Source organism: Streptomyces vinaceus, from assembly GCF_008704935.1.
GTDB lineage: Bacteria > Actinomycetota > Actinomycetes > Streptomycetales > Streptomycetaceae > Streptomyces > Streptomyces vinaceus.
Genome location: NZ_CP023692.1, coordinates 2,628,519 through 2,648,700, shown reverse-complemented (window position 1 = coordinate 2,648,700; position 20,182 = coordinate 2,628,519). Strand labels below are relative to the sequence as shown.

The 20,182-nt window shown below is 72.2% G+C and carries 18 protein-coding genes and 2 tRNA genes; 13 read left to right on the top strand and 7 right to left on the bottom strand.

Annotation, left to right across the window (positions count from 1 at the left end):
- Positions 1 to 40: 40 nt before the first annotated feature.
- The 4 genes from CP980_RS11575 (at position 41) to CP980_RS11560 (ending at position 5,291) form a co-directional block, all read left to right on the top strand.
- A complete protein-coding gene (locus CP980_RS11575) occupies positions 41 to 2,926 on the top strand; it encodes a UPF0182 family membrane protein (protein WP_229906955.1) in 2,886 nt (961 codons plus the stop codon).
- A gap of 45 nt (positions 2,927 to 2,971) precedes the next feature.
- Positions 2,972 to 3,045, top strand: a tRNA-Met gene (locus tag CP980_RS11570).
- 229 nt (positions 3,046 to 3,274) lie between these two features.
- Positions 3,275 to 5,131, top strand: a complete 1,857-nt coding sequence (locus tag CP980_RS11565; protein ID WP_132756618.1) for an SEL1-like repeat protein — start codon at positions 3,275 to 3,277, stop codon at positions 5,129 to 5,131.
- Positions 5,132 to 5,217: 86 nt separating this feature from the next.
- Positions 5,218 to 5,291, top strand: a tRNA-Met gene (locus CP980_RS11560).
- A 120-nt stretch (positions 5,292 to 5,411) separates the two neighbouring features.
- Here CP980_RS11560 and CP980_RS11555 read toward each other — a convergent pair.
- Positions 5,412 to 5,828, bottom strand: coding sequence for a Fur family transcriptional regulator (locus CP980_RS11555; protein WP_099889571.1), 417 nt, complete (start codon positions 5,826 to 5,828; stop codon positions 5,412 to 5,414).
- Between the two features lie 130 nt (positions 5,829 to 5,958).
- On the opposite strand from CP980_RS11555, the gene CP980_RS11550 reads away from it, so the two are divergent.
- A complete protein-coding gene (locus CP980_RS11550) occupies positions 5,959 to 7,428 on the top strand; it encodes a catalase (protein WP_150530202.1) in 1,470 nt (489 codons plus the stop codon).
- Between the two features lie 59 nt (positions 7,429 to 7,487).
- On the opposite strand, the gene CP980_RS11545 is transcribed toward CP980_RS11550, so the two are convergent.
- Together CP980_RS11545 and hisN are read right to left on the bottom strand one after the other, a co-directional pair.
- Complete coding sequence (locus CP980_RS11545; protein WP_099889569.1) at positions 7,488 to 7,883, bottom strand: CBS domain-containing protein; 396 nt, start codon at positions 7,881 to 7,883, stop codon at positions 7,488 to 7,490.
- A gap of 146 nt (positions 7,884 to 8,029) precedes the next feature.
- The gene (hisN, locus tag CP980_RS11540) at positions 8,030 to 8,836 is read right to left on the bottom strand and encodes a histidinol-phosphatase (protein ID WP_132756624.1); all 807 of its coding nucleotides are present in this window, start codon (positions 8,834 to 8,836) and stop codon (positions 8,030 to 8,032) included.
- Positions 8,837 to 8,987: 151 nt separating this feature from the next.
- Between hisN and CP980_RS11535 the strand changes: the two genes are divergently transcribed.
- Entirely contained in the window at positions 8,988 to 9,545 is a 558-nt protein-coding gene (locus tag CP980_RS11535; protein ID WP_132756626.1) for a TetR/AcrR family transcriptional regulator, read from the top strand.
- Here CP980_RS11535 and CP980_RS11530 read toward each other — a convergent pair.
- From CP980_RS11530 to CP980_RS11515, 4 genes are all read right to left on the bottom strand, one after another.
- Positions 9,539 to 9,862 (bottom strand): DMT family transporter, encoded by a 324-nt coding sequence (locus CP980_RS11530; RefSeq protein WP_030225858.1) that lies wholly within the window; start codon positions 9,860 to 9,862, stop codon positions 9,539 to 9,541. The two genes, CP980_RS11535 and CP980_RS11530, sit on opposite strands and share 7 nt — an antisense overlap.
- Before the next feature lie 91 nt (positions 9,863 to 9,953).
- Positions 9,954 to 10,964, bottom strand: a complete 1,011-nt coding sequence (gene rsgA / locus CP980_RS11525) for a ribosome small subunit-dependent GTPase A (protein ID WP_150528115.1) — start codon at positions 10,962 to 10,964, stop codon at positions 9,954 to 9,956.
- 9 nt (positions 10,965 to 10,973) lie between these two features.
- Positions 10,974 to 12,323, bottom strand: a complete 1,350-nt coding sequence (aroA, locus tag CP980_RS11520) for a 3-phosphoshikimate 1-carboxyvinyltransferase (protein WP_150528114.1) — start codon at positions 12,321 to 12,323, stop codon at positions 10,974 to 10,976.
- Between the two features lie 94 nt (positions 12,324 to 12,417).
- Positions 12,418 to 13,143 (bottom strand): M50 family metallopeptidase, encoded by a 726-nt coding sequence (locus CP980_RS11515; RefSeq protein WP_165937272.1) that lies wholly within the window; start codon positions 13,141 to 13,143, stop codon positions 12,418 to 12,420.
- 53 nt (positions 13,144 to 13,196) lie between these two features.
- On the opposite strand from CP980_RS11515, the gene CP980_RS11510 reads away from it, so the two are divergent.
- The 7 genes from CP980_RS11510 (at position 13,197) to CP980_RS11480 (ending at position 20,171) form a co-directional block, all read left to right on the top strand.
- Entirely contained in the window at positions 13,197 to 14,012 is an 816-nt protein-coding gene (locus CP980_RS11510) for an SOS response-associated peptidase (RefSeq protein ID WP_150528113.1), read from the top strand.
- A 46-nt stretch (positions 14,013 to 14,058) separates the two neighbouring features.
- Positions 14,059 to 14,724, top strand: coding sequence for an alpha/beta hydrolase family protein (locus tag CP980_RS11505; RefSeq protein ID WP_189998485.1), 666 nt, complete (start codon positions 14,059 to 14,061; stop codon positions 14,722 to 14,724).
- A gap of 363 nt (positions 14,725 to 15,087) precedes the next feature.
- Positions 15,088 to 15,732, top strand: a complete 645-nt coding sequence (locus CP980_RS11500) for a sigma-70 family RNA polymerase sigma factor (protein WP_008741505.1) — start codon at positions 15,088 to 15,090, stop codon at positions 15,730 to 15,732.
- Positions 15,729 to 16,031 carry a mycothiol system anti-sigma-R factor gene (gene rsrA, locus CP980_RS11495; protein ID WP_048477498.1) on the top strand — a complete coding sequence of 101 codons (303 nt, stop codon included), beginning with the start codon at positions 15,729 to 15,731 and terminating at the stop codon, positions 16,029 to 16,031. Before CP980_RS11500 ends, rsrA begins: the two co-directional genes overlap by 4 nt.
- 151 nt (positions 16,032 to 16,182) lie before the next feature.
- Positions 16,183 to 17,688, top strand: coding sequence for an HD-GYP domain-containing protein (locus CP980_RS11490; protein ID WP_150528111.1), 1,506 nt, complete (start codon positions 16,183 to 16,185; stop codon positions 17,686 to 17,688).
- Positions 17,685 to 19,022: an HD-GYP domain-containing protein gene (locus tag CP980_RS11485; RefSeq protein ID WP_189998483.1), complete on the top strand. Its 1,338-nt coding sequence runs from the start codon at positions 17,685 to 17,687 to the stop codon at positions 19,020 to 19,022. Before CP980_RS11490 ends, CP980_RS11485 begins: the two co-directional genes overlap by 4 nt.
- Positions 19,023 to 19,160: 138 nt before the next feature.
- A complete protein-coding gene (locus CP980_RS11480) occupies positions 19,161 to 20,171 on the top strand; it encodes a tetratricopeptide repeat protein (protein WP_099895388.1) in 1,011 nt (336 codons plus the stop codon).
- Positions 20,172 to 20,182 lie beyond the last annotated feature (11 nt).

Sequence of the window (20,182 nt, the reverse complement as noted above, 5' to 3'; positions counted from 1 at the left end):
AGACTCAGCGACTTTCGAGGTGCGCACCTTGGCTTTCCAGATGCCGGACCGCGGCGGAGGCCCCTCCGGGCCACGGATGAGAGTCGGCCGCCCCTCCCGGCGCGCCCGGACTCTTCTGATGACCTTGGGCGTACTGGCCGTCCTGGCCATGGCGTTCATCATGTTCGCGGGCTTCTGGACGGACTGGCTCTGGTTCCGCTCCGTGAAGTACTCCACCGTCTTCACCACCACCCTGTGGACCAAGATCGGCCTCTTCGCCGTCTTCGGGCTGCTGATGGCCGGTGCCGTCGGGCTCAACATCTGGCTGGCGTACCGGCTGCGGCCGCCGCTGTCCGCGATGTCGATGGAGCAGCAGAGCCTCGACCGCTACCGGATGAGCGTCGCCCCGTACAAGAAGTGGCTGCTCTTCGGGATCGCGGCGCTGGTCGGCATGATCGCGGGCGCATCGGCGGCGGGCCAGTGGAAGACCTGGCTGATGTACGTGAACGGGGTGCCCTTCGGGCAGAAGGACCCCCAGTTCCACCTGGACGTGTCGTTCTACACCTTCGACCTGCCCTGGTACCGCTTCCTGCTGGGCTTCGGCTTCGCCGCGGTCGTGCTGTCGGTGATCGCCGCGGTCGTCGTCCACTACCTGTACGGCGGACTGCGCGTGACGAGCCCGGGCGCCCGGGCCACCGCCGCCGCGACCGGGCACCTGTCGGTGCTGCTCGGCCTCTTCGTGACGCTGAAGGCGATCGCGTACTGGCTCGACCGGTACGGCCTCGCCGTGAAGTCCAGCGACTTCAAGGCCGCGGACAACTGGACCGGCCTGCGCTACGTCGACGCGAACGCGTACCTGCCGGCGAAGACGATCCTGGTCGCCATCGCCGCCATCTGCGCCGCGCTCTTCTTCGCGACGCTGTGGCGCCGCACCTGGCAGCTGCCGGTCATCGGCTTCGGCCTGATGGTCCTCTCGGCGATCCTGATCGGCGGGCTCTACCCGGCGATCGTGCAGAAGTTCCAGGTCCAGCCGAACGAGCAGGCCAAGGAATCGCCGTACGTCGAGAAGAACATCAAGGCGACGCGCGACGCCTACGGGATCGACCAGGCGGACGTCAAGGACTACCCGGGCGTCCCGCAGACCGAGGACAAGACCAAGCTGCGCGAGGCGGCCAACACCACCGCCAGCGTCCGCCTCCTCGACCCGAACATCGTCTCCCCGGCCTTCCAGCAGCTCCAGCAGGTCAAGGGCTACTACGCCTTCCCGTCCACGCTCGCCGTGGACCGCTACAGCGGCCAGGACACGGTCATCGGCCTGCGCGAGCTGAACATCGGCGGCATCCCGAAGAACAACTGGATCAACGACCACTTCAAGTACACGCACGGCTACGGCGTGGTCGCGGCCAAGGGCACCACCGTCAAGGACGGCGCCCCCGACTTCACGCAGTCCGACCTGCCCTCGAAGGGCATGTTCGGGACGGACTTCGAGCAGCGCATCTACTACGGCGAGCAGACGAAGCAGTACTCGATCGTCGGCGGTCCGCAGAAGGAGCTCGACTACTCGGACGACAAGGGCGAGAAGGAGACGAGCTACCAGGGCGACTCCGGCGTCAACCTCGACAACCCGGTCAACCGGGCGGCGTACGCGCTCGCGTTCAGCGAGCCGCAGATCCTCTACTCCGGCGCCATCGGCGACGGCTCGCGGATCCTCTACCACCGCACGCCCAAGGAGCGCGTCGAGGCCGTCGCCCCGTGGCTGACCATCGACGGCGCCCCGTACCCGGCGGTCGTCGAGGGCCGGATCAAGTGGATCGTCGACGCGTACACGACGACCAACGGCTACCCGTACGCCTCGCGGACCACGCTGGGCCAGAGCACCGCGGACTCCCTCACCAACAGCCAGCGCGCCGTGGTGGCCCAGGAGAACCAGGTCAACTACATCCGCAACTCGGTCAAGGCCACGGTCGACGCCTACGACGGCACGGTCAACCTGTACCAGTGGGACACCCAGGACCCGGTCCTCAAGACCTGGATGAAGGCGTTCCCGGGGACGGTCAAGCCCAAGAGCGACATCTCCAAGCCGCTCATGGACCACCTGCGCTACCCGCAGGACCTCTTCAAGGTCCAGCGCGAGCTGCTCACCCGGTACCACGTGACCGACCCGCAGACCTTCCTCAGCGGCAGCGAGGCCTGGGCCGTCCCGGACGACCCGACGACCAAGGCCGGTACGGCGGTCCCGCCGTACTACCTGTCGATGAAGATGCCGGGCCAGAAGGAGAAGGACCAGGTCTTCTCGCTCACGACGACGTTCACTCCGAACGAGCGGGACAACCTGAGCGCCTTCATGGCGGTCAACGCCGATCCGGGCACCCCGGACTACGGCAAGATCAGAATCCTGAAGCTGCCGACCAGCAAGCCCGTGGACGGCCCCAAGCAGGTCCAGAGCAAGTTCCAGTCGGAGCCGAAGATCGCCGAGTCGATCAGGCTGCTGCGCGGCGGCGACTCCGAGGTCGAGTACGGCAACCTGCTCGCGGTGCCGCTCGACGGCGGGATGCTGTACGTGGAGCCGGTGTACGTGCGCAGTTCGGGGCTGAAGTACCCGCTGCTGCGCAAGGTGCTGGTGACGTACGGGAACCAGACGGCGTTCGAGGACAGCCTGGAGAAGGCGCTGAACGTGGTCTTCGGAGCGGAGGCGCCGACGGTGCCGACGGTGCCGACGACCCCGGTGACCCCGCCGGGCGAGGGCACCACCACGCCCCCGACCTCCACGGACCCGACGGTCAAGACGGCCCTCGACGACGCGAAGAAGGCGATCGACGCGGCCGAGAAGGCCCGCCAGGCCGGCGACTGGGCGGCCTTCGGCAAGGCGCAGGACGACATCAAGGCGGCGCTCCAGCGGGCGATCGACGCGGAGGCGAAGCTGACGGCCCCCCAGCCCGGGGGATAACCGGTAATGGCTCGGTCCCGCGTCGTGATACTGTGGTTTCACCGACGCGGGGTGGAGCAGCTCGGTAGCTCGCTGGGCTCATAACCCAGAGGTCGCAGGTTCAAATCCTGTCCCCGCTACTGAAGATGAAGGCCCGGATCCATGGGATCCGGGCCTTCGTCATGTCCTGGTCCATCAGGTCGTTCGTCATGTCCAGGGGGACACGCGGGGGCCATGAGGTAGCTGAGACGGGTGAGTTGGGGTGGGGGCGTGTTTGACTTATCTCTCTGTGGGCATGTCGACAAAACGCTGTAGTGACCTCACAGGCTGCGACATACCAGGTGTACGCGGGTAGCAGGTGATGCGACGATGGGATTTATGGGGGACAGGTCAACTCTGCTGGAGACAGGGCGGTTTGTGAGGGCGGAAGTCGAATCGGGCGCAGAGGCCAACGAGGAGGCTCCGGTCATTAACGCGCAGACCGCACTGACCGATGCGGATTTCGCGGAAGAAATGTTCGCCGAGACGGACCCGGCGAGCGATACCGAGCTGGAGGCACGGCACCGGGTCGCGGCCGACCGGGGCGACCCGGGCGCGATGAGCGTGCTCGGGGCCCTGCTGCTGCGCCGGGGCGACCTGGCCGGTGCCGAGCCGTACCTGCGCGGCGCCACCGCGGAGGGGGACCGCGCCGCCGCGAACAACCTCGGCGTCCTGCTGCTCCAGCGCGGCTACCCCGAGGAGGCCGCAGGCTGGTGGCGGGTGGCCGCCGTGGCCGGATCCGCCCCGGCGGCCCACGCCCTGGGCCGCCACTTCCGCGAGCGCGGGGACGAGCCCGCCGCCGAGTACTGGCTGCGCCAGGCGGCGGAATCCGGCCATGCCCTGGGCGCGTACGGACTCGCGGACCTGCTGGAGCACCGCGGTGACAAGGGCGTCGAGCGCTGGCTGCGCCAGGCAGCCGAGCAGGGCCACCGCGAGGCCGCGTACCGGCTGGCCCGGCACCTGCGCAAGGGCGACCCCGCCGAGGCCGAGCAGTGGTACCGGCAGGCCGCCGCGCGCGGGCACCGGCGTGCCGCGCTGCACCTGGGCGCCCTCCTGGAGGCGCGCGGGGAGCTCAAGGAGGCCGGGCGCTGGTACCTGACCTCCGCCAAGCAGGGCGAGGCACGGGCGGCGTGCGCGCTCGGCTTCCTGCTGCGCGACGCCGGCGACGAGGAGAGCGCCGTCGCGTGGTGGAACCGGGCCGCGCAGGACGGCGACGGCAACGCCGCCAACGCGCTGGGCGCCCTGCACGCCGCGCGGGGCGAGACCCAGACCGCGGAGAAGTGGTACCGCACCGCCATGGACGCGGGCGACCAGAACGGGGCGTACAACCTTGCTTTGCTGTGCGCCGCACAGGAGCGGACCGCGCAGGCCGAGCAGTGGTACCGGCGGGCGGCCTACGCCGGCCACCGGGAGGCGGCCAACGCCCTCGCGATCATGCTGCTCCAGGTCGGCGACGCGGCGGGCGCCGAGCCGTGGTTCTCGAAGGCGGCCGAGGCGGGCAGCGTCGACGCCGCGTTCAACCTCGGCATCCTCTTCGCGAGCCGTGACGATGACCGCACGGCGCTGAAGTGGTACGAGCGGGCCGCGTCGGCCGGTCACACGGACGCGGCGCTCCAGGTCGGCATCGCGCTGGTCCGCGACGGCGAGGACCGGGCGGCCGAGCGCCACCTGCGCTGCGCCGCGGGCGGCGGCAGCGCGGAGGCGGCGTTCCGGCTGGCCGCGCTGCTGGAATCGCTGGCTCCGCCGCCGGAGCCGGTGGCGCTGGGCGAGCCGGTGGGCGGCGCCCCCAAGACCGAGAGCGAGGAGTGGTACGAGCGGGCCGCGGAGCTGGGCCACCGGCGCGCGCAGGTGCGGGTCGGGATGCTGGCCGCCGCGCGCGGCGACCTCGCCGTCGCGGCGCGGTGGTACCGGGAGGCGGCCGAGGCCGGCTCCCGCAACGGGGCGTTCAACCTCGGCCTGCTGCTGGCGCGCGAGGGGAACGAGCCGGAGGCCGCGTTGTGGTGGACCCGGGCCGCGGTGGCCGGCCACGGGCGGGCGGCGCTGCGCCTGGGGCTGCTCGCCGCGCGCCACGGGGACCTGGCGGAGGCGCAGAAGTGGTGCGTGCGCGCCATGGAGCTGGGACCGGCGGAGGTCTCCGAGCGCGCGGCCCGGCTCCGGGACGCCCTGGCGGAGGAACTCTCGGCCTGATGGCGTGCTCCGTACGCCCCCGCTGAGCTGGAACGTTAAGCGATTTGCATCTGTCGGGTGGCGTCGCGTAAAGTCGTGTTTACCGACGCGGGGTGGAGCAGCTCGGTAGCTCGCTGGGCTCATAACCCAGAGGTCGCAGGTTCAAATCCTGTCCCCGCTACTGAAGGCTGAAGGCCCGGATCCTCTGGATCCGGGCCTTCAGTCGTTTCACGGCGCACGAACCAAAAGAAGAGGGGCCCTGGAGCGTCGCTCCCGGGCCCCTCTTTCTTTCTTCCGTTCGTCACGCCCCCGCGCAGGACGGGCACAGCCCGCGGTACGTCACCTCGACCGCCGAGACCACGAAGCCGAAGCGCTCCGCGTCCGGCAGGTCGGCCAGCGGGTTGCCCGCCGGGTGCACGTCGCGGATCGCCCCGCACTGCGCGCACACCAGGTGCTGGTGGGGCTTGTGCGCGTTCGGGTCGTACCGCTTGGCCCGGCGGTCCGTGGCGACCTCCAGGACCTCGCCGAGCGTCACCAGCTCGCCCAGGGTGTTGTAGACGGTGGCGCGCGAGATCTCCGGCAGCTTGGCCACCGCGCGCGCGTGCACCTCGTCGGCCGTCAGGTGAACGTGGTCACCGTCGAGCACCTCCGCCACGACGCGCCGCTGTGCGGTCATGCGCCATCCGCGTCCGCGAAGTCGTTCCAGCAGGTCACTCATGGACACCAGCCTAACAGCGAGGGATTCGGTGTAACTCCCGAACCTGTGCGGACTTGGAACCTTACTTGACCTAGACAAAGTCCATTGTAGGATCGAGTACGGCAAGGCCGAGGACAGGCACATGGCAGGAATGACGCAGGAGGCGCACGTGACGCAGGGACCGCTCACCACGGAGGCCGGGGCTCCGGTCGCCGACAACCAGAACAGCGAGACGGCCGGCGTCGGAGGCCCCGTACTGGTCCAGGACCAGCTCCTCCTGGAGAAGCTGGCCCACTTCAACCGCGAGCGCATCCCGGAGCGCGTGGTGCACGCCCGCGGCGCCGGGGCGTACGGCACCTTCACGCTCACCCGTGACGTCTCGCAGTGGACCCGCGCGAAGTTCCTGTCCGAGGTCGGCAAGCAGACCGAAACGTTCCTGCGCTTCTCGACCGTCGCGGGCAACCTCGGCGCTGCCGACGCGGTGCGCGACCCCCGCGGCTGGGCGCTGAAGTTCTACACCGAAGAGGGCAACTACGACCTCGTCGGCAACAACACCCCGGTGTTCTTCATCAGGGACGCCATCAAGTTCCCGGACTTCATCCACACCCAGAAGCGCGACCCGTACACCGGCTCGCAGGAGGCGGACAACGTCTGGGACTTCTGGGGCCTGTCGCCCGAGTCCACCCACCAGGTGACCTGGCTGTTCGGCGACCGCGGCATCCCGGCGTCCTACCGCCACATGGACGGCTTCGGCTCGCACACGTTCCAGTGGAACAACGAGGCCGGCGAGGTCTTCTGGGTCAAGTACCACTTCAAGACCGACCAGGGCATCAAGAACCTCACCCAGGCCGAGGCCAACAAGCTCGCCGGCGAGGACCCCGACTCGCACCAGCGCGACCTGCGCGAGTCCATCGAGCGCGGCGACTTCCCGACCTGGACCGTGCAGGTCCAGATCATGCCGGCGGCCGACGCGGCGCAGTACCGCTTCAACCCGTTCGACCTCACCAAGGTGTGGCCGCACGGGGACTACCCGCCGATCGAGATCGGCAAGCTGGAGCTCAACCGCAACCCGGAGAACGTGTTCGCCGAGGTCGAGCAGTCCATCTTCAGCCCGGCGCACTTCGTCCCCGGCATCGGCCCGTCCCCGGACAAGATGCTCCAGGGCCGTCTCTTCGCGTACGGCGACGCCCACCGCTACCGAGTCGGCATCAACGCCGACCACCTGCCGGTGAACCGCCCGCACGCCACCGAGGCGCGCACCCACTCCCGCGACGGCTTCCTCTACGACGGCCGCCACAAGGGCGCGAAGAACTACGAGCCGAACAGCTTCGGCGGCCCCTTCCAGACGGACCGCCCGCTGTGGCAGTCCACCGCCGTCACCGGCGGCACGGGCAACCACGCCGCCCCGCTCCACGCCGAGGACAACGACTTCGTCCAGGCGGGCGACCTGTACCGCCTGATGTCGGAGGACGAGCGGGCCCGTCTGATCGAGAACCTGTCCGGCTTCATCGCCAAGGTCTCCCGTGACGACATAGCCGAGCGCGCGATCAACAACTTCCGCCAGGCGGACGGCGACTTCGGCAAGCGGCTGGAGGCCGCGGTCCAGGCCCTGCGCGGCTGACACGACCCGCTCGCCGAGAGTTGAAGGGCCGGACCCCGACGGGGTCCGGCCCTCCGGCTTTACGCCGGTACGGTGCTGCGCCGGGCCGGGACCCAGCAGCGGATCACGTCGCGCACGGACACGATGCCGACGGGGCCGCCGTGCTCCAGCACGATCAGATGGCGGAAGCCCCCGCGGACCATCGCCTCGGCGGCCTCCTGGACGGTGGCCTGCGGGGTGCAGAACACCACGTTGTTGGTGGTGTGCGCGCCCACGAACTCCCGGTCGGGATCGTGGCCCGCGCCGATGGAGTTGAGGATGTCGCGTTCGGTCAGGATGCCGATGCCGCTGTGGTCGGGATCGAGGACGACGGCCGCGCCGACCCGGCGGCCGGACATCAGGCAGGCCGCCTGCCGGAGGGTGTGGGCTGGTCCGAGGGTGAGGATCACGGTGCTCATGGCGTCGCGGACGAGCATGAAAGGAGCCACCTCCTGGGGAGAGTCCTCCGCGCACTTAGAGAAGGTCTTCACAAGCGCACAAGCGGAGGAGTCTCAGATTCCCATGGGTACGGAGGGTCATCAAGAGGGCGCACCCGGTCGCCCGGGTGCAGGACCCGTACGGCTCAGGCGCGCGGGCGCAGACGTCCCAGCATCTCCTCGTGCAACAGCCCGTTCGAAGCGGCCGCGTTCCCGCCGTGTACGCCCTCCACGCCGTCCAGGCTCGTGAACCGGCCGCCCGCCTCCTGGACCACGACCGCGATGGCCGCCATGTCCCACAGGTTCAGCTCCGGCTCGGCGCACAGGTCCAGCGAGCCCTCCGCGACCATCATGTACGGCCAGAAGTCGCCGTAGCCGCGGGTGCGCCAGCACTGCCGGGTCAGCTCCAGGAACCCGGGGAGCCGGCCCTGCTCCTCCCAGCCGCTCAGCGAGGAGTACGCGAACGAGGCGTCGCCGAGGGCGGCCACCTTCGAGACCCGGAGCGGTACGGGCGCACCGCCCAGCGCACCGCCGGCGTACGCGCCCCCGCCCTGCGCCGCCCACCAGCGGCGGCCCAGCGCCGGGGCCGAGACCACGCCGACGACCGGCCGGAAGACCCCGTCGGAGCCCTCCTCCATCAGCGAGATCAGCGTCGCCCAGACGGGGACGCCGCGCACGTAGTTCTTCGTACCGTCGATCGGGTCCACGACCCAGCGGCGCGGGCCGCTGCCCTTGAGCCCGTACTCCTCGCCCAGGACGGCGTCGGCGGGCCGCGCGGCCTCGATCCCGGCCCGGACGATCTCCTCGGCGGCCTTGTCCGCCTCGCTGACCGGAGTCATGTCCGGCTTCGTCTCGACCACCAGGTCGAGGGCGCGGAACCGCTGCATCGTGGCGGCGTCCGCCGCGTCGGCGAGTTCGAGGGCGAGGCGGAGGTCATCGTCATACTCGGGCATGCCCGAACAGTATCCGGACCGCCCGGGGGCGGCGAACGGCGTCCACGGTGCGACCAGGGCGGCGCCCTTGACAGGATCTGTCGGCCCGTCAACTCTGGCGGGGGAGCCGAGCGGGGAATCGGAGCGGGGGAAGTCGAGCGGGGAGGCGCGCATGCCGGCAGCCCGGGAGTCCTTGCTGGAAGCGGCGGGAGCGGCGCTCTTGGCGCGCCCCTGGCCGTCGGTGCGGATGGTCGACGTGGCCGCCACCGCCGGGGTCTCCCGCCAGACCCTCTACAACGAGTTCGGCGGCAAGGCGGGCCTGGGCCGGGCCCTGGTGCGCCGCGAGGCCGACTGGTACCTCGAAGGGGTGGACCGGGTGCTGCGCTCCCCGGCCGCGAGCGCCGAGCGCATCGCCTCGGTCGCGGAGTGGACCGTACGGGCAGCCCGCGCGCGTCCCCTCGTACGGGCCCTGCTGACGGGGTGCTGGGACGGGAACTTACCGGTGCCGCCCGGGCAGGGAGTGCGCCCCGGGGTGCCGGCCCCCGGGCCGGGGGAGCTGGCCCGGGCCGTCCGGGACCGGGCCTCGGCCAGCCTCAGCCCGGGGGAGGGGGCGCAGCGCTGCGAACTCGCCGTACGCCTGGCCCTGTCGTACGTGATAGCGCCGGGCGAGGAGCCGGGGCTCGGGGAGCTGATGCGGCTGCTGCGGCTGCTCGCCGCGCCCCCTCAGTGAGCCGAACCGGACAGCTGCAGGCCGATGACGCCCAGGATGACCAGCGAGATCGAGACGAGTTTGAGGGTCGAGACGAGGTCTCCGAGGAAGACCATGCCGTAGATGGCGGTTCCGGCCGCCCCGATGCCCGTCCACACCGCGTAGGCCGGGCCGACGTCCAGTTTCTTCAGGGCCAGGGTCAGCAGCCCGAAGCTGCCGAGGGCGAAGCAGGCGAAGGCGATCGTCGGCCACAGCCGGGTGAACCCGTGCGAGAGCTTGAGGCAGACCGCGAAGCCGGTCTCCAGGATTCCGGCGACGACCACCAGCAGCCAGGCCATGGCGAATGCCTCCCCGCGTCAGGTGACGTCGTGTCACGTGGTGCGATTATGCATTTACCAGGCCCGGCGCGCGGCAAACCCCGCCGGACGATCAGTCCCCTTCGCGACGCTCGCGGGTCTGCAGGAGCCGCCGCAGAGAGTACAGGCGCGCCGGATCGGCGTGGCCGTCCTCCACCCACTTGTCGAGGGCGCAGTCCTGCTCGTCGTGGCTGCAGGCCCGCGGGCAGCCCTCCGTGCCGGGAACGAGGTCCGGGAAGGCCAGGATCACCCGGGACGGGTCCACGTGGTGCAGGCCGAAGGAGCGCACGCCCGGGGTGTCGATGACCCAGCCGTCGCCGCCTGGCAGCGGCAGCGCGAGCGCCGAGGTGGTGGTGTGCCGGCCGCGGCCGGTCACGGCGTTGACGTGCCCGGTGGCGCGCTGTCGGCCCTCGGCGACCAGCGAGTTCACCAACGTGGTCTTGCCGACGCCGGAGTGGCCGACGAACGCGGTGATCCGGCCGTTCAGGCGCTCGCGCACCCGGTCGGCGGCGTCGCCCGCGGCGAGCTCCTCGCGGTTGGTCACCACGTAGTTCAGGCCGAAGGTGGAGTAGATCTCCAGGATCTTGTCCGCGGAGGTCAGGTCCGACTTCGTGAGCACGAGCAGCGGCTCCAGCCCCGCGTCGTACGCGGCCACCAGACAGCGGTCGATCATCCGGGGCCGCGGCTCCGGGTCGGCCAGTGCCGTGACGATGGCCAGCTGGTCCGCGTTGGCCACGACCACCCGCTCGTACGGGTCGTCGTCGTCCGCGGTGCGCCGCAGGACGGACTTGCGCTCCTCGATCCGCACGATCCGCGCGAGGGTGTCCTTCTTGCCGGTCAGATCGCCGACGATCCAGACCCGGTCGCCGACCACCGCCGCCTTGCGGCCCAGCTCGCGGGCCTTCATCGCGTGGATGGTGCGGCCGTCGACCAGGCAGGTCAGCCGGCCGCGGTCGACGGTCAGGACGAAGCCCTCGGCCGCGTCCTCGTGTTTGGGCCGGATGGTGGTCCGGGGCCGGTTGCCCTTGGGGTTGGGCCGCTGGCGGATGTCGTCCTCGTCGGTGTGCTTGCCGTACCTGCGCATGTCGGGGCCCTACGCTCCCGCAACCCGCGGAGCTTCGCCCAGCATGTCCGTCCACATCTTCGGGAAGTCCGGCAGGGTCTTCGCGGTCGTCGCCACGTTCTCGATCCGCACGCCCTCCACCGCCAGGCCGATCACCGCGCCCGCGGTGGCCATCCGGTGGTCGTCGTAGGTGTGGAACACCCCGCCGTGCAGCGGGCGCGGGCGGATGTGCAGACCGTCCGCGGTCTCGGTGACGTCGCCGCCCAGCTCGTTGATCTCCTTGGTGAGCGCCGCCAGCCGGTCCGTCTCGTGCAGCCGCAGGTGCGCCACCCCGCGCAGCGTGGACGGGGAGTCGGCCAGCGCCGCGACGGCCGCGATGCCGGGGGTCAGCTCGCCGACCTCGCCCAGGTCCACGTCGATGCCGTGGATCTTGCCGCTGCCGGTGAAGACCAGGCCCGCGTCGGTCAGCTCGCAGGAGCCGCCCATCTCCGTGAAGATGCGGCGCAGCTCGTCGCCCGGCTGCGTGGTGCGGCGCGGCCAGTCGGGGATCGTGACCGTACCGCCCGTGATCAGCGCGGCCGCCAGGAACGGCTGCGCGTTCGACAGGTCCGGCTCCACGATCACGTCACGGCCCAGCAGCGCGCTCGGCGCCACCCGCCACACGTTCGGCTCGCCGCCCGCCTCGGGGGTGTCGACCTGGGCGCCCGCCGCGCGCAGCATCTCCACCGTCATCCGGATGTGCGGCATCGACGGCAGCGTCGTACCGGTGTGCCGGACCTCGACGCCCTGGTTGAAGCGCGGGCCCGACAGCAGCAGCGCCGAGACGAACTGGGAGGAGTTGGAGGCGTCGATCTCGACGACACCGCCCTCCAGCGCCCCGCCGCCCTGGACGGTCAGCGGCAGCGCGCCCCGGCCGTCGTCGTCGATCCGGGCGCCGAGGGTGCGCAGGGCGCTGATGACCTGGCCGAGCGGACGCTCGTAGGAGCGCGGGTCGCCGTCGAAGCGGATGTCTCCGGAGGCCAGGGTGGCGACGGGCGGCAGGAAGCGCATGACCGTGCCCGCGTTGCCGACGTCGACGGTGGCCGGGCCGTGCAGGGCGGCCGGGATGACCCGCCAGGCCTCGCCGCCGGCGCCGTCGCCGGAGCTGGAGGAGGCGGTCTCCTCGATGCCGACGCCGAGCGCGCGCAGCGCGTCGGACATCAGCCGGGAGTCGCGCGAGCGCAGCGGGCGGCGCACCCAGCCCGGCTCGGCGGCGAGCGCCGCGAGGACGAGGGCGCGGTTGGTGACCGACTTCGACCCGGGCACGGTGACGGTGGCGTGGACGGTGCCGTCGGCGAGCGGAGCGGGCCAGAGGGCGGGGAGCGCGGGGGTCTCGGTCATGGCCACCACTTTAGTGGCTCGCCCCGGGCGCAGATCTTGATCGCTCGCTGGTCTCGGAGGTTGGACGCGGCGGCCGCGCCGCAGGCCTCGGGAGTCAGAGGCCGAGGAGCCAGCGCCCGCCGCCGATCAGCGAGCACAGCGCGACGGCGTGGAAGAGGAGCAGCCAGGCCACCGGGTGGACGTGGGTGAGGCGCCCCAGCTGGTCCGCGTCGGAATCCGGCGCCCCGCCGCCCCGCCGCTTGGCCCCGAGCTCGAAGACCGGCCGCACCCCGCCCAGCAGCAGGAACCACACCACCACGTACGCGAAGACCGCCTGGACCTCGGCCGGGGCCAGCCAGGAGACCAGTACGAACGCGGCGCCCGACACCACCACGGTCAGGGCGCCGTACGCGTTGCGGATCATCACCAGCATCGCCAGCAGCAGGGCGGTGGCCGCCCACAGCAGCAGCGTGATCCGGTGCGCCGACAGCAGCGCGGCCCCGCCGAGCCCGAGCAGCGAGGGCGCCGTGTACCCGGCCGCGGCGGTCAGGATCATCCCGAGTCCGGTCGGCTTGCCGCGGCTGACGGTGACCCCGCTGGTGTCGGAGTGCAGCCGGATCCCGTCGAGACGCCGCCCGGTCAGGAGCGCCAGCAGCCCGTGGCCGCCCTCGTGGGCGATGGTCACGGCGTTGCGTGACAGCCGCCACAGGGGGCGCGGACCCACGGCGGCCAGGGCGACGACGCCCGTCACGATCACCAGCCACAGGGCCGGCGGGGTCTGTATACCCGTGAGCCGGTCCCACAGGCCGGCGGTCGCGATGCTGTCCGGAGAGCTGTTCATGGAGTGGCGGACTCCTTGCGGTGGTGGGCGGGTGGGATGGCAGTCTGGCAGCCATGTGCGGACGGTATGCAGCGAGTCGTGGGCCGGAGGACCTGGTGGAGGCCTTCGGCATCGAGAAGTGGGAGCCCGAGGAGACCCTGGCACCCGACTGGAACGTGGCCCCGACCAAGGAGGTCCACGTCGTCCTCGACCGTCCCGTGAAAGACGCCGCGGACCCGCGTCCGGTTCGTCAGCTGCGCACGGTGAAGTGGGGGCTCGTCCCCTCCTGGGCGAAGAACCCCGACGGCGCCGCCCGGATGATCAACGCCCGGTCCGAGACCGTGGCCGAGAAGCCCTCCTTCCGCCGCCCCTTCGCACAGCGCCGGTGCATCGTCCCCGCCGACGGCTACTACGAGTGGGTCACCGCCCACGACGAGCGGCAGCTGGAGGTCGAGGGCAAGAAGAAGCGGGCACGCAAGCAGCCCTACTTCGTCCTCCCCGCCGACGGCTCCGTCTTCGCGATGGCCGGGATATACGAGTTCTGGCGCGACCCGGCCCTTCCCGCCGACCACCCGCAGGCCTGGTGGGCGACCTGCTCGGTGATCACCGCCGAGGCCGAGACCGAGCCGCTGGGCGTGGCCCCGGCCGAGGGGCCGGCCTCGCTCGCCGAGATCCACCCGCGGATGCCGCTGATGCTGACCCCGGACCGCTGGGACGCCTGGCTGGACCCGGCCCGTACCGACCCAGACGAGCTCCAGGCCCTGCTGGCACCGCCGCCCGGCGGGCTCATGCGCGCGTACCCGGTGTCCACCGCCGTCAGCAACGTGCGCAACAACGGACCGGAGCTGCTGCACGAGCTGGCCGCGCCGGAGGAGGCCACGCTCTTCTAGCCGGGGCTCGCGCCCCAGGCGGGGCGTCCCGGGCAGGATGGGTGCCATGACCACGCGTACGCGCACCGAGAGCGTCGACACCCCGGCGGGCGAGGCCCGCATCACCTGGCACCCGGTCCCCGCCCGTACGGCGGCCCGCCTCGTGCTGGCCGTCAGCCACGGCGCCGGCGGCGGGATCGAGGCCCGCGACCTCCAGGCCCTGGCCGCCGTCCTGCCCGCGCAGGGGGTCACCGTGGCCCTCGTCGAGCAGCCGTGGCGGGTCGCCGGGAAGAAGGTGGCCGCCGCACCCAAGGTGCTGGACGAGGGCTGGCGGGGCCTGTGGCCCGCACTGGCGAAGCCCGGGCCGCCCGTGGTGGCGGGCGGCCGCAGCGCCGGCGCCCGGGTCGCCTGCCGCACGGCCGCCGAGCTGGGGGCGGCCGGGGTGCTGGCCCTGGCGTTCCCGCTGCACCCGCCGGGGCGCCCGGAGAAGTCCCGGGCCGGGGAGCTCACCGGCGCCGGGCGGCCCACCCTGGTGGTCCAGGGGGGCCGCGACCCGTTCGGGAGGCCCGGGGAGTTCCCGGCGCCGGCCGCGCAGGAGCCGTACGAGCTGGTGGAGGTCCCGTACGCCGATCACGGCTTCGCCGTGCCGAAGAAGGCGGACCTGACCCAGGACGAGGCCCTCGGGGTGATCACCGGGGCGGTCGCCGCCTGGCTCGACGGACTACCCCTCTGACCCCTGATCCCCTGACGCCCGGTCCCCGGACGGCCCCGGTCCGAGGACCGGGACGATCGTGCGCGTGATCCGTGTCACATGGCGGACGGGCACCTGACAGAGGCGGTGCTCCCGGGCCCCGCCCGGGAATGCGGGGCCCGACCCTTCTGTTGTGCGGGATGTCAGAACGCACGGGATCAGTCGGAGGAGAGGGACCGCATGACCCAGGTCATCAGCCAGCACCGTCCGCAGGCGGCAGGCCTGGACTGGACGGTCCTGCCCGCGCCCAAGCGCCGCCCGCTTCAGGCGGCGGAGGGCCGGGATGGTCGACTATTCTCCGATTCGAGCGGGTCCGCTTTCGGAGCCGTCACGCAGTCGGAGGAGGTGGGTCCTGTCGCTGGGACCGACGAAGGCCACGCGGAGGAGACGACCCCGGAGCGCAACGCGCGCTTCGAGAGGGACGCCCTCGGCTACCTCGACCAGATGTACTCGGCCGCCCTGCGCATGACGCGCAACCCGGCCGACGCCGAGGACCTGGTCCAGGAGACGTATGCGAAGGCATACGCGTCCTTCCACCAGTTCCGCGAGGGCACCAACCTCAAGGCCTGGCTCTACCGCATTCTGACCAACACGTTCATCAACTCCTACCGCAAGAAGCAGCGTGAACCGCAGCGCAGCGCGGCCGAGGAGATCGAGGACTGGCAGCTGGCGCGCGCCGAGTCGCACATGTCGACGGGACTTCGCTCCGCCGAATCGCAGGCGCTCGACCACCTGCCCGATTCGGATGTGAAGGAAGCGCTCCAGGCCATTCCGGAGGAGTTCCGCATCGCGGTCTATCTTGCCGACGTAGAGGGCTTTGCGTACAAGGAGATCGCGGACATCATGGGTACACCCATCGGTACGGTCATGTCGCGACTGCACCGTGGCCGCCGTCAACTCCGCGGAATGCTGGAGGACTATGCCCGTGAGCGCGGGCTGGTTCCCGCGGGCGCGGGAGAGTCGAACGACCTGAAAGGCTCGGGCTCATGAGCTGCGGAGAGCCGCACGAGACGGACTGCTCTGAGGTCCTGGACCACCTGTACGAGTTCCTGGACCACGAGATGCCGGACAGTGATTGCACGAAGTTCGAGACGCACTTCGGCGAATGCAATCCCTGCCTGGAGAAGTACGGCCTGGAGCAGGCCGTCAAGAAGCTGGTGAAGCGCTGCTGCGGTTCGGACGACGTGCCGACCGACCTGCGCTCGAAGGTCATGGGACGGATCGAGCTGATCCGTTCCGGCCAGGCCGTTCCCGAGCACGACGTGACCGCGGACCCCGCCACCGGCTGATCGAACAACTGCCCCCGGAAGCCGAATCGTTCACTCGAAGGTGCTAATCCGGGGGTCCTCGTACGGCGCAATAGGAAAATGAGGCCCCCTGTGCAAGGGGGCCCACTTATTCTCCCCAAACGGTGTGCACGGCACAGGGGAGGAGAGCGCCATGCGGGTACGTCCGCCGGCGGCGCGGCCCTTCCTCCTGTGGGCCGTCGTCCTGTGCACCGTCCTCGCGGTCTTCGCCGCGGCCGCCCCGGCCTTCGCCGCATCCGGTACGCCCTGGCCCGCCGTGGGGATGCTCGCGGTCCTCTACCTCGGCTGCGAGCTGGTCCGGATCTGCCCGCTGCCGGGCATCCGCGTCCCCGAGGGCATCGGCTCCTTCTTCCCCGTGCTCCTCGCCGCCGTCTTCCTGCTGCCCCCGGCCGCCGCCGCTCTCGTCGCACTGCCCGGCGGGTTCGCCCAGGCGGTGGCCGGGCGGCCCGCCTGGATCCGGCGCGTATGGCACGCCGCGCAGCAGGCCGTCGCCGCCTGGGCCGCCGCGGGGGCGTTCCGGCTGCTGGACGGTCCGGCCGCGCTCGGCGGCAGCCGCTCCGGCGGGAGCGGGGTGCCCGGCCGGCTCGCGGACTTCCCGTACGCGCTGCTGCCCGCGGCGGCCGCGGCCGCCGCCTTCTGCCTCGTACTGGCCGCCCTCGACGGGTGCGTGCTGGCCGCCGCCGAACGCCGGCCCGTACGCACGGCATGGCGCGGGCCGCTCACCCGGTCCCTGGTCCCGCACTGCGTGCACGGCCTCGCCGGGCTGATGATGGCCGTCCTGTGGCGCAGCCCGTACGGGCTCCCGGCCGCGCTGCTCGTCCTGCTGCCGATGTACATCTCCTGCTGGGTCTTCGCCCAGTACCACCGTGAACGGGCCGCCCACCAGGCCACGATCCGGGCCCTCGTCCAGGCCGTCGAACTGAAGGACCGGTACACGAGCGGCCACGGCGAGCGCGTCGGCCAGGCCTCGGCGATGATCGCCCGCGAGCTGGGCATGGACGCCGACCGGCTCGAAGTCGTCCGCATCGCCGGGATCCTGCACGACGTCGGCAAGATCGGCGTCCCGACCCGGCTGCTGCGCAAGGACGGCCCGCTGACCCCCGAGGAGCGGCGGGTCATCGAGCTGCATCCCGAGTACGGGCACGAGATGGTGCGCGGCATCGGCTTCCTGGGCGAGGCCCGGTCCGCGATCCTGCACCACCACGAGCGGGTCGACGGCACGGGGTATCCGTACGGGCTGACCGGGGAGCAGATCCCGGTGCCGGCCCGGGTGGTGGCGGTGGCCGACGCCTTCGACGCGATGACCTCGACCCGCTCGTACAGCAGGGCCCGGCCGGTGCCGGTGGCCCTGGCCGAGCTGGAGCGGTGCGCGGGGGCCCACTTCGATCCGGTGATGGTGCGCGCGCTGGTCGAGGCGATCGGCCGGGAGGGGTGGCACCCGGTGGTCACCGCGGACGAGGACGACCTCCAGGTGATCCCGGCCGGATCCGGCCCCGGCCCGGCGGCGACGGCGCACCCCGCCGCCCCCGACCACGGCGGACCCGCGCTGTCCGGGCTGCCGGCCCAGGGCGCCCGGACCCGCGTGCGGACCGTGGACCCGCACGGCGGCCAGGACCCGGACGGCGGGGGCGGGGCATGAGGGGCGCGGTCGCGCGGGCCGCGGTCGTCGGCGGCGTGCGCGGAGCCGCCGTCGCGCTGGTGCTGGCCGGCCTCGGGCACACCCTGTGGAACGGCCTCGTCGAGCCCGGTACCGCGCTGGCCTTCGGCGCCCTGATCGCCTGCGGGGAGCTGGCCCGCCGCGACACCCGGGACGTACGCGACACCAGGGGCGGGCCGGGTGCCCGGGACGGATGGGAGGCGCGGGCCGGCGGGGACGCGGACGGCGGCGGTGCCCCCCGGGCCGCCGCTCCCGACGACCGCCAGCCCGCCCCGCTCGCCTCGGCCGGGGCCCTCGCGTACGCCCTGCTCGGCCCGGACGCCGCCGCGCCCACCCACCACGGGGTGCTCCAGATCGTCACGGTCGTCGTCGCCGCGGCCCTCGCCGGGATCGTCCCGCACATCGCCCGCGGCCGGGCCCCCGCCGCGGACCACCTGGCCCGCCGGGTCCTCACCGTCGCCTTCGCCGCCGCCTGCTTCCAGCCGCTCTACAACTCCGGCCGGCTGGAGCGGGGGATCGGGCAGGGCCCGTACCTCGTCCTCTACCTGCTCCTCCTGCTCGGCCTCACCGCCCTGTGCGACGCCGTGCTCGCCGCCGCCCTGGCCGGCGCGCGCACGGGCTGGCCCTACGGGCCCCTGCTCCGCGACGAGCTGCGCGCCCAGCTCGGGATCGGCTCGGCGATCTGCGCCACCGGGGTCGTCATGGCCCTCGGCGTGGCCGTCGCCGGCCTGTGGGCGCTGCCCGTCTTCTGCGTGCCGCTGCTGCTGACCCAGCTGTCCTTCCACCGGATCGCCGCGATCCGCACCACCTACCGCCAGACCATCACCTCCCTGGCCCGGGCCACCGAGATCGCCGGGTACACCCGCCCGGGGCACTCCCGTCGGGTCGCCGCGCTGAGCTGCGCAGTCGGCCGGGAGCTGGGCCTGTCGGAGCGGGAGCTCACGGTGCTGGAGTACGCCGCCCTCATGCACGACATCGGCCAGCTCTCGCTCGTCGACCCGGTCCGGGCCGGGGCCACCGCCGGGCTGCCGCCCGCCGAGGCCCGCCGGATCGCCGAGCTGGGCGGGGAGGTGGCCCGCCAGACCGGGGTGCCCGCCGAGGTGGCCGTCATCGTGGAGCGGCAGGCCGACCCGTACCGGGAGCAGCCCGCCCTGGCGCGCATCGTCCGGGCGGTCAACGCCTACGAGGACCTGCTGGGCGGGACCCGTCACCCGGGCGGCCCCCTCGCGGCCCTGGAACAGCTGCGGCTGGGCACGGGGCGGGACTACCAGCCGGAGGTCGTGGAGTGTCTGGCGAGGGTTCTGGCCAGGGGTTGACGTGACAGAGTTGTTCCCGTCCCACCTGGGTAACCCATGGGTAATGAGCGGCCGTCCGAGTGGGCATGGTTGGATGCCAGTAGGAGTGTCCGTGAGGGTGTCCGCAAGGCTGCACCGTTGGACCGGCAGGCGGGAATCGTGAGGATCTTCGGGAAGGTACGGCATCGGCCCTCCGCCTCGTGGCGGCAGGCCACCGACCGCGCGTTCACGCTGATCGGCGACGGGCGGTACGAGGACGCGGGCGCGCTGCTCACCAGAGCCGCCGACCTGGAGCCCTGGCTGTCCGAGTCGTGGTTCAACCTCGCCCTGCTGCACAAGTTCCGGCACGACTGGGAGCAGGCGCGGGCCGCCGGGCTGCGCGCCGTGGCCCTGCTGGACCGCGAGACCGGCGCCCCGGACTGGTGGAACGTCGGGATCGCCGCGACCGCGCTGCAGGACTGGCCGCTGGCCCGCCGGGCCTGGCAGGCGTACGGGCTGAAGGTGCCCGGTGACCCGCACGGCTCGGGTAACCACCCCGCGAAGGGCAGCGGCGAACCGGTCGGCATGGAGCTCGGCAGCGCCGCCGTGCGGCTGTCTCCCGAGGGGGAGGCCGAGGTGGTCTGGGGCCGCAGGCTGGACCCGGCCCGCATGGAGGTCCTGTCGATCCCGCTGCCCTCCTCGGGGCGGCGCTGGGGCGAGGTCGTCCTGCACGACGGGGTCCCGCACGGCGAGCGGGTCACCGCGGCCGGCCCCTCGTACCCGGTCTTCGACGAGATCGAGCTGTGGGCGCCCTCGCCGGTGCCGACGTGGGTGGTGCTGCTGGAGGCGGCCACCGAGGAGGACCGCGACGCGCTGGAGCAGCTGGCCTCGGACGCGGGCTTCGCCGCCGAGGACTGGTCGTCCTCGGTGCGGCTGCTGTGCCGGACCTGCTCGGAGAGCGTGATGCCGAGCGGCGAGGGCGACGGGGAGCACCTGGACCCGCACGACCACAGCGAACCGGGACATCCCGGGCCGCTGGGCCACCGTACGAACGGGTCCGGCCCGCTGTGGGTCCCGGAGCGGGAGTGCGGGATCGCGGCGCCGGCCGGCCTGGTGCGCGGACTGCTCGACGGCTGGGTCGCGGACAGCCCGGACACCCGTGAATGGCGGGATCTCGAAGAGGTCTGCTGACCGGGCACCGT

Coding starts and splice junctions, on each gene's coding strand:
- CP980_RS11575 (WP_229906955.1), top strand. CDS start 41: ATGCCGGACCGCGGCGGAGGCCCCTCCGGGCCACGGATGAGAGTCGGC.
- CP980_RS11565 (WP_132756618.1), top strand. CDS start 3,275: ATGGGATTTATGGGGGACAGGTCAACTCTGCTGGAGACAGGGCGGTTT.
- CP980_RS11555 (WP_099889571.1), bottom strand. CDS start 5,828: ATGAGTGACCTGCTGGAACGACTTCGCGGACGCGGATGGCGCATGACC.
- CP980_RS11550 (WP_150530202.1), top strand. CDS start 5,959: ATGACGCAGGAGGCGCACGTGACGCAGGGACCGCTCACCACGGAGGCC.
- CP980_RS11545 (WP_099889569.1), bottom strand. CDS start 7,883: ATGCTCGTCCGCGACGCCATGAGCACCGTGATCCTCACCCTCGGACCA.
- hisN (WP_132756624.1), bottom strand. CDS start 8,836: ATGCCCGAGTATGACGATGACCTCCGCCTCGCCCTCGAACTCGCCGAC.
- CP980_RS11535 (WP_132756626.1), top strand. CDS start 8,988: ATGCCGGCAGCCCGGGAGTCCTTGCTGGAAGCGGCGGGAGCGGCGCTC.
- CP980_RS11530 (WP_030225858.1), bottom strand. CDS start 9,862: ATGGCCTGGCTGCTGGTGGTCGTCGCCGGAATCCTGGAGACCGGCTTC.
- rsgA (WP_150528115.1), bottom strand. CDS start 10,964: ATGCGCAGGTACGGCAAGCACACCGACGAGGACGACATCCGCCAGCGG.
- aroA (WP_150528114.1), bottom strand. CDS start 12,323: ATGACCGAGACCCCCGCGCTCCCCGCCCTCTGGCCCGCTCCGCTCGCC.
- CP980_RS11515 (WP_165937272.1), bottom strand. CDS start 13,143: ATGAACAGCTCTCCGGACAGCATCGCGACCGCCGGCCTGTGGGACCGG.
- CP980_RS11510 (WP_150528113.1), top strand. CDS start 13,197: ATGTGCGGACGGTATGCAGCGAGTCGTGGGCCGGAGGACCTGGTGGAG.
- CP980_RS11505 (WP_189998485.1), top strand. CDS start 14,059: ATGACCACGCGTACGCGCACCGAGAGCGTCGACACCCCGGCGGGCGAG.
- rsrA (WP_048477498.1), top strand. CDS start 15,729: ATGAGCTGCGGAGAGCCGCACGAGACGGACTGCTCTGAGGTCCTGGAC.
- CP980_RS11490 (WP_150528111.1), top strand. CDS start 16,183: ATGCGGGTACGTCCGCCGGCGGCGCGGCCCTTCCTCCTGTGGGCCGTC.
- CP980_RS11485 (WP_189998483.1), top strand. CDS start 17,685: ATGAGGGGCGCGGTCGCGCGGGCCGCGGTCGTCGGCGGCGTGCGCGGA.